Source organism: Tenacibaculum sp. Bg11-29, assembly GCF_002836595.1.
In the GTDB taxonomy this organism is placed as follows: Bacteria; Bacteroidota; Bacteroidia; order Flavobacteriales; family Flavobacteriaceae; genus Polaribacter.
This window is the reverse complement of record NZ_PJBB01000003.1, coordinates 2,261,971-2,275,394: the sequence shown is the minus strand read 5'-3', so window position 1 is coordinate 2,275,394 and position 13,424 is coordinate 2,261,971. Positions and strand designations below refer to the sequence as shown.

Below are 13,424 nucleotides of genomic sequence, written 5' to 3'. Positions count from 1 at the left end.
ATACAATTGTTTATAATTTCAATGCTTTTTTACTTATTTTTAACTGTTCACTAAACAACTCTTTCGTAATTTCTGTTTTATAAAACGGAATTATCTTTTTTAATTTCATTTTACCCTCTTCTGACTCTAGTAACTCTGGAAATGCTTTTTCTAACACTTCTAACATAATTGCCGTTGCTGTTGATGCACCTGGCGATGCTCCTAATAAGCAAGTAATACTACCGTCTTTATTACTAATTACTTCTGTTCCGAATTGCAATTTCCCTCCTTTAAATTCATCTTTTTTAATAATTTGTACTCGCTGCCCCGCTTTTACAACCTCCCAATCTTTACTTTTAGCATTTTTCACAAACTTCCGTAAAGAATCCATTCTATCTTCTTTACTCATCATTACCTGTTCTATTAAATACTTTGTTAAAGGTAAATTATGCCAAAAAGCACCAAACATAGAGGGTATATTATTTGATTTAATCGATTTAAATAAATCTAAATTAGACCCTTCTTTTAAAAACTTTGGACTAAACCCTGCAAAAGGGCCAAAGATTAATTGACGTTTTCCATCAATATAACGAGTATCTAAATGCGGAGTTGACATTGGTGGATCTCCAATACCAGCTTTACTATACACTTTCGCATTATGCTGCTTTATAAGCTCTTCATTCTTACATACTAACCACTCTCCACTTACAGGAAAACCTCCATAACCTTCCTTCTCTTCAATTTCTACTTTTTGAAGTAATAACAAACTTCCACCTCCTGCTCCAATAAACACATGCGCTGCTTCTACTTGATGTATTTCTTTAGTTATAGCACTCTTAACTTCAACTGTCCAATCTAAATCGGTATCAGGGTCAACATCTAAAACTTCCATATTACAATGAACAGGCGTGTCAAACTCAGTTTCTAAAATATCAAATAATTTCTTTGCTAAAGCCCCATAATTTACTTCAGTACCTCTATCAATTCTTGATGCTGCCATAATTTCACCATCTTCCCTATCATCCATAATTAAAGGAAACCATTCTTTCATTTTGCTTTTATCTCTAGTAAAATCAATTGAATCAAACATAAAACACTCTTTAAAAGCGTTATACCTCTTTTCTAAATAATCACTATTATCTTTTCCTGTTACCCAACTATGATGTTTTACTGAAGATACAAATTCAGCAGGATTATCAATTAAATCTTCATTAACTAAATAAGACCATAATTGCTTAGACATTTCATATTGTTTGCAAATATTAATCGCTTTCTTTATAGAAATATTACCATCTTTCTCTTCTGGACAATAATTTAATTCACATAAAGCAGAATGTCCTGTACCTGCATTATTCCATGCAGCAGAACTCTCTTTAGCAACACCTTCTAAACGTTCTAAAATTAAAATATTAATTTCAGGATTTAAAACCTTTGCTATTAAGGCTAAATTAGCACTCATAATTCCACCTCCTACACAAATTAAATCATACTCCTTTTTAATATTCATTGCTTATTTATTTTAGCTTCAGAGGTAAAAATAAGTTTTTTTTCATTTTTTAACAAGTGTTAAAGATTTCTTAATAAAACTTGCTCAGTAAAATTCTTTAGACTATTTTTATTTTGAAACATCTAATAAAAGATCTTTAAGCGTATGAGTTATAATGCAACGATAGAAGAAGAAAATAAAGAAATTGCAAACAGATATAAAAACTTATTAAAAGGTACTTACCAAACATTATCTGAAGATGATAAAAAGCTGATACGCAAAGCTTTTGACATTGCTGTTGAGGCACATTCTGAACAACGTAGAAAAACTGGTGAACCATATATTTTTCATCCAATAGCTGTTGCTAAAATTGTTGCTGATGAAATTGGCTTAGGAGCAACATCTATTGCCGCTGCCCTACTTCATGATGTTGTTGAAGATACGCCTTATACAATTGATGATATGGAGCGCTTGTTTGGAGAAAACATAGCACGTATAGTTAGTGGTCTTACTAAAATTTCAAGTTTAAAAAAAGAACAAGACTATTCTATACAAGCTGAAAACTTCAGAAAAATGCTACTCACCTTACATGATGATGTTAGGGTAATTCTTATAAAAATTGCCGATCGTTTGCATAACATGCAAACAATGGATGCAATGCCCCCTCATAAGCAAGTAAAAATAGCTTCTGAAACCTTATATATTTATGCTCCTTTAGCACACCGTTTAGGTTTGTATAATATTAAAACAGAATTAGAAGACTTAGGTTTAAAATATACAGAACCTGAAGTTTACAAAGATATTCTTACCAAAATAAAAGACAGTAAAGAAGATCAACAAAAATATATTAACAGCTTTACAGGCATATTAAAAGAAGCTTTAGATAAGGAAGGCTTTAATTATGATATTAAAGGACGTTTCAAATCTATTTTTTCTATTAGAAAAAAAATGCAAAAGCAAAATGTAACTTTTGATGAAGTATACGATAAATTTGCTATCCGAATTATTTACGAACCAACCTCTGGCGATGAAAAATTTGATGCTTGGAAAATATATTCTATTGTAACCGATTTTTTTAAACCAAACCCTGCCCGTTTACGTGATTGGATTTCTCAACCAAAATCAACGGGATATGAAGCATTACACATTACTGTTATTGGCCCTCAAGCAAAATGGGTAGAAGTGCAAGTACGTTCTGAAAGAATGGATGAGATTGCCGAAAAAGGATATGCCGCTCACTTTAAATACAAACAAAATGACGTTAAAGAAAATGGTCTTGACGGATGGTTAAATCGTTTAAAAGAAACTTTAGAAAATCAAAGTATTAATGCTATTGATTTTGTTGAAGACTTTAAACTTAATTTGTACGCTAAAGAAATATATGTTTTTACACCTAAAGGTGATTTAAAATCATTGCCCAAAAATGCAACTGCTTTAGATTTTGCATTTTCTGTTCATACCGATGTTGGTTTAAAATGTAGAGGTGCTAAGGTAAACGGAAAGTTAGTTCCCTTAAGTCATGCACTTAAAAGTGGCGATCAAGTAGAAGTACTTACCGCTAGCAATAATAAACCTAATGTACGCTGGCTAGATTTTGTTTTAACAGCTAGAGCTCGTACCAAGATTAAATCAGCCTTAAAAGCAGAAGAAAAGATAATTGCTGAAGAAGGAAAAGCTATTTTACTTAGAAAACTTCGTCATTTAAAAATTGGTTCAGGTGAAAAAATAATTCACGAACTCGCTAATTACTTTGGTTTAAAAACAAGTTTCGATTTATTTTTTAGAGTAGGTAATGGTGCTATTGACAACACTCAATTAAAAGAGTTTGTTGCGCAAAGAAGTGGATTAATTATGGGATTCATAAAGAGTACATTTCGACGAAGTCCTTCTAAAGGTTTTTCGGAAAAAGAAGAAGTTACTCACAAATACGATGCATTAGTTTTTGGTAAAGATGAACAAACTTTAGATTATACACTCGCTAAATGCTGCTCCCCTATTCCTGGAGATAAAGTTTTTGGCTTTGTAACCATTAATGAAGGTATAAAAATACATAAAAATGATTGTCCAAATGCTATTTCTTTGCAATCTAATTATGCATATAGAATTATGCCTGCTAAATGGATAGACTCTACTAAGCAAGATTTTACGGCTATTTTACATTTATCTGGAATTGATAATAAAGGTATTGTAAACAATATTACTCGTATTATTTCGAATAGTATGGATGTATTTATACATAGCATTAATATCTCTGGAGACCACGGTGTTTTTGATGGAAAACTTTCTTTAAGTGTTAAAAACAAAGCGCAATTAAATAAGTTAATTGACAATATGAAAAAGCTTGAAGGGGTACAAAAAGTAGAACGTGTTAATACATTGTAAATATCATTTTAATTTACTTGTTTTTTTATCAATAAATAACTGTAAATTTGTCTTTTGTAAAAAATTTAAAAGTAAATGGGTAATTCAGTCGAAAATCAAGAAATTGTAAAAAAAGTTTTCACTACTTTTTTAGAAGAAAACAAGCATCGTAAAACACCTGAACGCTATGCTATTTTACAAGAAATATACGTAGCTGAAGAGCATTTTGATATAGAATCTTTATATATTAAAATGAAAAACAAAAACTATCGTGTAAGTAGAGCTACGCTTTATAATACGATGGATCTACTTATAGACTGTGGATTGGTTAGAAAGCATCAGTTCGACGGTCAATCAATGGCCCGCTATGAAAAAAGTTACTTCGATAAAAATCACGATCACGTAATATTTACTGATTCGGGAGAAGTAAAAGAATTTTGTGATCCTAGAATTCAAGTTATCAAAAAAACTATTGAAGAGGTTTTTGATATTGATATTCAAAATCACTCACTTTATTTTTACGGAACAAAACGCAACAAAAAATAACAACAACAAATATACTTAATAACACACTAGATGGCAGTAGATTTATTACTCGGATTACAATGGGGAGACGAGGGAAAAGGTAAAATCGTAGATGTTTTAACAGGAAATTACGATATTATTGCACGATTTCAAGGAGGTCCAAACGCAGGACACACATTAATATTTGATGGTAGCAAACATGTTTTACACACAATTCCTTCTGGAATTTTTCATAAAACCGCTTTAAATGTAGTTGGTAATGGTGTTGTAATTGACCCAGTTATCTTTAAAAAAGAATTAGAAAATTTAGATGTACATAATATAGATTACACTTCTAAATTATTAATTTCTAGAAAAGCGCACTTAATATTACCAACACATAGATTATTAGATGCTGCTTCTGAAACATCTAAAGGTAAAGCAAAAATTGGTTCTACATTAAAAGGTATTGGTCCAACTTATATGGACAAAACTGGTAGAAACGGAATGCGTGTTGGTGATTTAGAACTTGATAACTGGAAGGATAAATATAGAGCTTTAACTCAGAAACATCTAAGTATGCTTGCTTATTTTGATGTTCAAGTAGAGTATGATTTAGATGAATTAGAAGCTGAATTTGACTTAGGTATCGAAAAATTAAGAACCCTTCAATTTATAGATTCTGAAGAGTTTTTAAACTCAGCTATAAAAGATGGTAAAACCATTTTAGCTGAAGGAGCGCAAGGTTCTTTATTAGATATTGATTTTGGTACATATCCTTTTGTAACATCTTCAAATACTACAGCTGCTGGTGCTTGTACAGGTTTAGGAATTGCACCTAATAGAATTGGTGATGTATTCGGAATTTTTAAAGCCTATACAACTCGTGTTGGTTCTGGACCATTTCCTACTGAATTATTTGACGAAGATGGTGCAGAAATGGCTAAAGTTGGTCATGAATTTGGTGCTACAACTGGTCGCCCTAGAAGATGTGGTTGGTTAGATTTAGTTGCTTTAAAATATGCTGTTGATGTAAACGGTGTTACACAATTAATGATGATGAAAGGTGATGTACTTTCTGGTTTTGATACTTTAAAAATATGTACATCTTATAATTATAAAGGTAAAGAAATTACACATTTACCTTACAATATTGAACCTGAAAACATATCAGTAAACTATACTGAGTTTAAAGGATGGGAAGATGATTTAACTAAGATGACTAGTGCAGATCAATTACCAAAAAACTTACTAGACTACGTGGCTTTTATTGAAAAAGAAACAGGAGTTCCTGTAACCGTTGTATCTGTAGGGCCTGACAGAAAACAAACAATTAATAGATAGATTATCATTTTTATTTTATAAAAAAGCCTTCATATTTATGAAGGCTTTTTCTTTTTATAATTATTTTGATAAAATCTCTTGTCCAAATTTATGACACAATGCTAATGTTTCATTTACATCATCAATTGTTGTTTTCGGATTAATCAAACACATTCGTAATACAACTTGTTTATTTAAAATTGTAGTGACCAACAATGCTTCTTTAGAATCCATTACTTTTTTAGAAATCTGTTGATTTAAAACATCAATTTCTTTTTCTGATAAGTTTAACCCTATAGGATTATATCTAAAGTTAATAACTGCTAAAGTTGCAGGAGAAATAATTTCCCAATATCTACTCTTACGTAAAACCTTTTCAACATCATCAGCTAACTGAATATTATAAGTTACAGCCTTCTTAAAAGTATCTAAACCATACGTTTTTATAGACATATAAAATTTTAAAGCTCTAAATCTACGAGTTAATTGAATTCCATAATCATAAAAATTAATCTCAGACTCATTCCCCTCAATATCTCTTAAATATTCTGGTTTTTCACTAAAAGTACTACTTAACCAAGATGAATCTTTCACCAATAAACATCCAATTTCATAAGGTTGATAAAACCATTTATGCGGATCAACAGTTAAAGAATCTGCTCTTTCAATTCCTCGTAGTGCTTTTGCTCCTTTTTTTGATAAAATTGCTGCTCCACCATAAGCTCCATCAATATGAAACCATAAGTTTTCTTCTTCACAAATATCTGCAATTTCATCTAACGGATCAACGGTTCCTGTGTTTGTAGTTCCTGCCGAAGCAATAAAACAAAAAGGATGTAAGCCTTCTAGCCTATCTTTTGCTATTGCATTTTTTAATTTATTTATGCTTATTCTAAATTCAATATCAGTTGGTAAAACACGTATTTGCTCTTTCTTAAATCCTAATACACGAATTGCTTTAATGTTTGAAGAATGTGCTTGATCTGATAAATAAATAACTGCTTTCGAAAAATCATCTCCACATTTAATTCTACGAGCAGTAACTAAAGCTGTTAAATTAGCCATAGAACCACCGCTTGTAAATATTCCTCCTCCTTTTTCAACAGGAAAATTAAACATTTTCAACAACCAATTCATTGTTACAATTTCTAGTTCTGCTGCGGCAGGAGATGCAACCCATCCACCTGAAAAAATATTAAATCCCGTAGCCAAACTATCTGCCATTGTACTAATAAAATTACTCGGTCCTGGTACAAAAGAATATGCTTTTGGATGTGAAATAACCGTACTATTTGGTATTACATTATCCATTACAAAATCTAAAACTTCATTTGCATTCATACCTTCGTCAGGTGCTTCTTGCAAAAACAAATTATCCATTTCTTTACGTGTAGCAGAAGTAACAGGTTTTTTATCGTTCATAGTATCCCAATGCTCAGCAATAAGGTCAACTATTTTATAACCATAAGACTTCATTTCTTCTAGAGATAAATCAAAATGGGCGCTCATAAAAATATTTTTTTAATGTTTTTGCAAAATTAATCATTAAAAAAACGACACCCTCTCTTTTCCTTCTATAATTTTATTGGTTTATTAAGAAATATGGTACGTTCTTTTCATTATTTTTGCTAACTAAACACTGTTACTTTGAAAAAATTATTTCTTTTAACTTTTTTATTATTCTCTATAGGAAGTTCTTCCCAATCAAAAAGAATAAAAATACTTTCTACGCAACTAAGTACTGCTGATGAAGAAAAATACCCTGGAGCCACTATACTTAGCGGTAAAGTAAAAATGGAACATGAAGGTGCCACCTTAGATTGTCAAAGAGCTTTATTTTATAAGAAAGAAAATATTTTTAAAGCAGTAGGAGAAGTTGTTATAGAGCAAGGTGATAGTATTATTCAATATAGTGATTTTGCTATTTATAATGGAGCTACTAAAAAAGCAAAATCTTGGGGAAATGTTGAAATCAACGATAAAGAAATGAAAATGAGTACTGACACGCTTCATTTCGATAGGGTAAATCAAATTTTATATTATCCAAACGGAGGAACAATTCGTGATAAAAAAAACACCTTAAAAAGTATTAAAGGAACTTATTTTTTAAAAGATAAAAAATTTACTGCTAAATCTAGAGTTACCGTAGTAAACCCTGATAATAATTTAGAATCTGATCATTTAGATTATTATACAAATTCTAACTTAGCTTACTTATACGGACCAAGTACTGTTACTAATTTAAAAGACAGTACTAGAATTTATTCTGAAAGAGGTTTTTACGATACAAATACAGATATTTCATACTTTGTAAAAAATGCTAAGCTTTTTTTAAAAGAACGAACAATTTCTGCCGATAGTTTATACTATGATAAACGTAAAGGTTTTGCTTCTGCAACAAACCGAATAAAAGTTGTTGATACGCTTCAAAAAATGGTTACTAAAGGTAATTATGCTGAATTATACGAAAAAAAAGATTCCCTTTTTATTATTGATAGAGCTGTTGCTATTACCGTATTAGATAAAGATTCTATGTATGTTGCTGGTGATAAAATTTTATTAACAGGTAAACCAGAAAAAAGAATTGTAAGAATTTTTAAAAATGTAAAAATTTTTAAATCTGATTTACAAGGAAAATGCGATTCTATTCACACAAGCCAAACAACAGGTTTAACACGATTATTTAATAATCCTATTTTATGGTCTGGTAAAAGTCAAATTACAGGAGATAGTATTCAACTATTAACCAATAAAAAAACAAATAAACTAGACTCTTTAAAAGTATTACAAAATGCCTTTATGATTCAAAAAGACTCTTTATCTGATGATAATTTTAATCAAATAAAAGGTAGAAACATTTATGGTAAGTTTGAAAAAAATGACTTAAGAAACATGCTTGTTAAGGGTAATGCGGAGTCTTTATATTTTAATAGAAATGATGACAGTAAGAAGCTAGAAACTATCACTAAAGAAATTGCAAGTGATATTGAATTTACTTTAGAAAAAAATGAAATCATTGAAACAAAGTATTTTAAAGAATCCGAAGGAAAAACGTTTCCCCCTTCTAAATTCCCTTCCGAAGAGAAAAAATTTAAAGGTTTTATTTGGAGAGAAAATGAACAACCTAAAACAGTTGAAGACATTTTTGTAAAAGATAAAAATGCCGTTATATCTAATGATAAAAAAAATAATTTGACGGTAAAAAAAGCAAGAGAAAATTTAATTAGAGAAAGTGTAAAAAAACAAAAGAGCAAAAAACTAGAGCTTCCAAATTTCAAATAACTATAACTAAAGTGAAAGACGATTTTTTAAAATATCAAGGGCAAACAACACCACATCCTTTAGCAATTGAAATATCACATGCTAATGGTAGCTACATATATAATACTAGCGGAGAAAAAATGTTAGATTTTGTTGCTGGTGTATCTGCAAATACCTTGGGGCACAATCACCCCAAAGTTACTACTGCTATAAAAAATCAATTAGACTCTTATACACATGTTATGGTATATGGAGAGTTTATACAAAGACCTCAACTAGAGTTGTGCAAGGCACTAGCAAAAACATTACCTGAAAACTTATCTTCTGTTTACATCGTTAATTCAGGAACTGAAGCTACCGAAGGTGCTTTAAAATTAGCAAAACGCTTTACAGGTAGAAGTGAAATGATTACTGCTAAAAATGGATATCATGGTAATACGCAAGGTGCAATGAGTGTTTGTGGTGCTGAACAACAAAATCGTGCATTTCGCCCTTTAATTCCTGGTGTTAAATTTATTGAATTTAATAATGAGGTTGATTTAACCAAAATCACCACAAAAACAGCAGGTGTTATTTTAGAAACTATTCAAGGTGGTGCTGGTTTTATTGAACCTAAAAACAACTATTTAACGAAGGTAAAAGAACGTTGTGAAGAAGTTGGTGCTTTATTAATTTTAGATGAAATTCAAACCGGTATTGGACGTACAGGGAAATTTTGGGGCTTTGAGAATTACAATGTTACTCCTAATATTATTATAACGGGTAAAGGTTTAGGTGGTGGAATGCCAATTGGTGCATTTATTGCTTCTTTTGAAATTATGAATTGCCTTAAAGAAGATCCAAAATTAGGGCATATTACTACTTTTGGTGGGCATCCAGTAATTGCAAGTGCTGGTTTAGCTACAGTAAAAGAAATTACGGAATCAAACCTCATCGAAGAAACACTAAGAAAAGAGAAATTAATTAGAGCTAAATTTAAAAATCATGCGGCTATTAAAGAAATTAGAGGACGCGGATTAATGTTAGCTTTATTAGTTGAATCTCCTGAAGCAGCATCAAAAATTATTTTAAATTGTTTAGATAAAGGTTTAATTTTATTTTGGTTACTTTTTGAAGGAAATGCTATAAGAATCACACCTCCATTAACTATTTCTGATGAAGAAATTAACGAAGGATGTAATCTTATTTTAAATGAATTAAATAATCTTTAAACTAAAAATTCAAATAAATTCGGTTTATCATTTAAGTATTCACCGTAAAAATTTAATGTTTTCATTCTAGCTATTAAAGGTGCTAAGTCTTCACTCTTAACAAGCTCAATACCTACTACAGCTGGTGCATTTTCTTTACTCGTTTTCTTTGAGTATTCAAAATATGTAATATCATCGTTCTCTCCTAAAACGTCTATTACAAATTCTTTTAATGCTCCTGCTCTTTGCGGAAAACGAATGATAAAATAGTGCTTTAATTTACCATATAATAATGCGCGTTCTTTAATTTCTGCAGTTCTTGTTATATCGTTATTACTGCCGCTTATAACACAAACAACATTTTTACCTTTAATTTCATCAGCAAAAAAATCTAAAGCTGTTATTGTTAAAGCACCTGCTGGCTCTACTACAATAGCTTCTCTATTGTATAAATCTAAAATGGTTTGACATACTTTTCCTTCAGGAACCGTTATCATATCATGTAAATTTTCTTTACAGATATCAAAAGTTAAATTTCCTACTTGTTGTACTGCTGCACCGTCAATAAACTTATCTATTTTTTCTAACCTAACATTTCTATTGGCTGAAATAGATGTTTTCATAGATGGTGCTCCTTCTGGCTCTACTCCTATTATTTTTGTACTTGGAGACAGTAATTTGAATACACTAGACAGCCCTGAAGCTAATCCTCCTCCTCCTACAGGAACAAATACATAATCTATAGTTTCTTTAGATTGGTTTATCATCTCTAAACCAACAGTTGCCTGACCTTCTATAATTTTTTCATCATCAAAAGGGTGTACAAATGTTTTACCTAAAGTATCACATACATGTTTTGCAAACTTATAAGCATCATCAAAAGTATCACCAGATAATTCGATATCAACATAATCGCCACCAAACATTCTAACTTGCTCTACTTTTTGTTTTGGTGTAGGAGCTGGCATTACAATAGTACCATGAATTTTAAGTTTCTTACAAGCAAAAGCAACACCTTGCGCATGATTTCCAGCACTTGCACAAACAATTCCATTACGTCGTTGCTCTTCAGTTATCGAACTAATTTTATTATATGCTCCTCTAATTTTATAAGATCTAACCTGTTGTAGGTCTTCTCTTTTAAGGAAAATATTTGCCTTAAACTTTTCTGAATAAATATAATTTTTAAATAAAGGAGTTTCTATAGCTACACCTTTTAGTGTAGCTACAGCCTCCTTAATTGCCTTTATTGTTGGTGAATATGTGGTGTTTACTTGCATATTATTAATGAAAAACTACTGCTTCTTTTTCTTCTTCTTGATCTATTGTTTTCATGGCTGTCATTGACGCTCTTAATGTTTTACCAATAGCCTCAATTGGATGTCCTTGAATTGTATTGTTTACAGCAATTAAATCTAAATTATCTACTTCATTAGAAGATGTAAATGATTTACCTATAACAGAAGTATCAACATCTTTCATAAAATCAACTAACATTGGTTTAGCTGCATGATCAAATAAATAACATCCATACTCAGCGGTATCAGAAATAATACGATTCATTTCATATAATTTCTTTCTTGCTACGGTATTCGCTATTAATGGTAATTCGTGTAAAGATTCGTAATAAGCTGACTCAGCCTTAATACCTGATGCCACCATGTTATCATAAGCTAACTCTACTCCTGCTCTTACAAAAGCAACCATTAAAGTACCGTGATCAAAATATTCTTGTTCACTAAACTCTATTTCTGTAGCTGTTGTTTTTTCAAAAGAAGTTTCTCCTGTAGCTGCTCTCCATGATAATAAATTAACATCATCATTAGCCCAATCTTCCATCATTGTTCTTGAAAAATGACCTGACATAATATCATCCATATGCTTTGTAAATAATGGTGCTAAAATAGTTTTCAATTCTTCTGAAATTTCAAAAGCTTTAATTTTAGCTGGGTTTGATAAACGGTCCATCATGTTTGTTATTCCTCCATGCTTTAAAGCTTCAGTAATAACTTCCCATCCATATTGAATCAATTTAGATGCATACGTAGGATCAATTCCTTCTTCAACCATTCTTTCAAATGATAAAATAGAAGCTGTTTGTAACACACCACATAAAATAGTTTGTTCTCCCATTAAATCAGACTTAACCTCTGCAACGAATGATGATTCTAATACTCCTGCTTTATGACCACCTGTTGCAACTGCATATGCTTTTGCTTGAGACCATCCTTTATTTTCAGGATCATTTTCTGGATGTACAGCGATTAAAGTTGGCACTCCAAAACCTCTTTTATATTCTTCTCTTACCTCGGTACCAGGACACTTAGGCGCAACCATAATTACTGTTAAATCTTCACGGATTTGCATTCCTTCTTCTACAATATTAAAACCGTGAGAATAAGATAATGTAGCACCTTTTTTCATTAAAGGCATTACTGTTTTAACAACTCTTGTATGCTGTTTATCTGGTGTTAAGTTTAAAACTAAATCTGCTGTAGGGATTAATATTTCAAAAGTATCTACATTAAAATTGTTCTCAGATGCATTTTTAAAAGAAGCTCTTTTTTCTTCAATTGCAGCACCACGCAAAGCGTAAGAAACATCTAAACCAGAATCTCTCATATTTAAACCTTGATTTAAACCTTGAGCTCCACAACCAATAATTACTACTTTTTTACCTTTTAAAGCGCTAACTCCTTCAGAAAATTCTGAAGCGTCCATGAATCTACATTTTGCTAGTTGCTCTAACTTTCCTGCTAATGATAATGTATTGAAATAATTTGTTGCCATTTTTTAGTTGTTTATTGATAATAATGTTGATATTTTCATTTCGTCTTTAGTAATTGCAATTCGTCCTGATCTAACAAATTGCATAATACCATGTTGATCTAACGTATGGTATAATTCTTCTATTTCTTCTTTAGCCCCTGATTTTTCAAGTACAAAAAAATCTTTATTTATATTAATTACTCTAGACTTACTACTATTTATTATAGTCTGAATTTCGTCATTTTCTGTTAATAAATTAGAACTCAATTTAAATAAGCAAGATTCTTGATATACCGTATTTTCATCAGTATGGTAATACGCTTTAATAACCTCAACTTGTTTTTCTACTTGACCTATAATCTTTTTTATTTGACTTTCTGTTACTTTAACTAACAGTGTAAATCTTGAAACACTTTTTATTTCTGATTTAGAAATATTCATGCTTTCAATATTAATATGTCTTCTTAAAAAAATCCCTGAAATTCTATTTAACAATCCAACATTGTTTTCTGTATAAATAGAAACTGTATATGTTTGTTTATTTTCCATAA

General features: G+C 30.6%; 10 protein-coding genes. 5 read left to right on the top strand and 5 right to left on the bottom strand.

Going from position 1 to position 13,424, the window contains the following annotated elements:
- Positions 1-10: 10 nt before the first annotated feature.
- Entirely contained in the window at positions 11-1,486 is a 1,476-nt protein-coding gene (mqo, locus tag CXF68_RS10370) for a malate dehydrogenase (quinone) (protein WP_101044409.1), read from the bottom strand.
- 144 nt (positions 1,487-1,630) lie between these two features.
- Here mqo and CXF68_RS10365 point away from each other — a divergent pair, with 144 nt between their 5' ends.
- From CXF68_RS10365 to CXF68_RS10355, 3 genes are all read left to right on the top strand, one after another.
- Complete coding sequence (locus CXF68_RS10365; RefSeq protein ID WP_101044407.1) at positions 1,631-3,847, top strand: bifunctional (p)ppGpp synthetase/guanosine-3',5'-bis(diphosphate) 3'-pyrophosphohydrolase; 2,217 nt, start codon at positions 1,631-1,633, stop codon at positions 3,845-3,847.
- 75 nt (positions 3,848-3,922) lie between these two features.
- A complete protein-coding gene (locus CXF68_RS10360; protein ID WP_101044404.1) occupies positions 3,923-4,372 on the top strand; it encodes a Fur family transcriptional regulator in 450 nt (149 codons plus the stop codon).
- Between the two features lie 30 nt (positions 4,373-4,402).
- Positions 4,403-5,674, top strand: a complete 1,272-nt coding sequence (locus tag CXF68_RS10355) for an adenylosuccinate synthase (RefSeq protein ID WP_101044402.1) — start codon at positions 4,403-4,405, stop codon at positions 5,672-5,674.
- A gap of 60 nt (positions 5,675-5,734) precedes the next feature.
- Here the strand turns inward: CXF68_RS10355 and CXF68_RS10350 are convergent, their stop codons facing one another.
- Positions 5,735-7,162, bottom strand: coding sequence for an aspartate aminotransferase family protein (locus tag CXF68_RS10350; protein ID WP_101044400.1), 1,428 nt, complete (start codon positions 7,160-7,162; stop codon positions 5,735-5,737).
- 138 nt (positions 7,163-7,300) lie between these two features.
- Between CXF68_RS10350 and CXF68_RS10345 the strand changes: the two genes are divergently transcribed.
- Positions 7,301-8,935: an OstA-like protein gene (locus CXF68_RS10345; RefSeq protein WP_101044398.1), complete on the top strand. Its 1,635-nt coding sequence runs from the start codon at positions 7,301-7,303 to the stop codon at positions 8,933-8,935.
- 11 nt (positions 8,936-8,946) lie between these two features.
- Positions 8,947-10,125, top strand: coding sequence for an aspartate aminotransferase family protein (locus CXF68_RS10340; protein ID WP_101044396.1), 1,179 nt, complete (start codon positions 8,947-8,949; stop codon positions 10,123-10,125).
- Here CXF68_RS10340 and ilvA read toward each other — a convergent pair.
- Genes ilvA through ilvN form a run of 3 tightly spaced genes read right to left on the bottom strand, consistent with a single transcriptional unit; the run spans position 10,122 to position 13,422 of the window.
- On the bottom strand, positions 10,122-11,384 hold the full coding sequence (gene ilvA / locus CXF68_RS10335) for a threonine ammonia-lyase IlvA (protein ID WP_101044394.1): 1,263 nt from the start codon (positions 11,382-11,384) through the stop codon (positions 10,122-10,124). The genes CXF68_RS10340 and ilvA overlap by 4 nt on opposite strands.
- A 4-nt stretch (positions 11,385-11,388) precedes the next feature.
- Entirely contained in the window at positions 11,389-12,894 is a 1,506-nt protein-coding gene (gene ilvC, locus CXF68_RS10330; protein ID WP_101044392.1) for a ketol-acid reductoisomerase, read from the bottom strand.
- A gap of 3 nt (positions 12,895-12,897) precedes the next feature.
- Positions 12,898-13,422, bottom strand: coding sequence for an acetolactate synthase small subunit (gene ilvN / locus CXF68_RS10325; protein WP_198553794.1), 525 nt, complete (start codon positions 13,420-13,422; stop codon positions 12,898-12,900).
- Between the last annotated feature and the right edge of the window lie 2 nt (positions 13,423-13,424).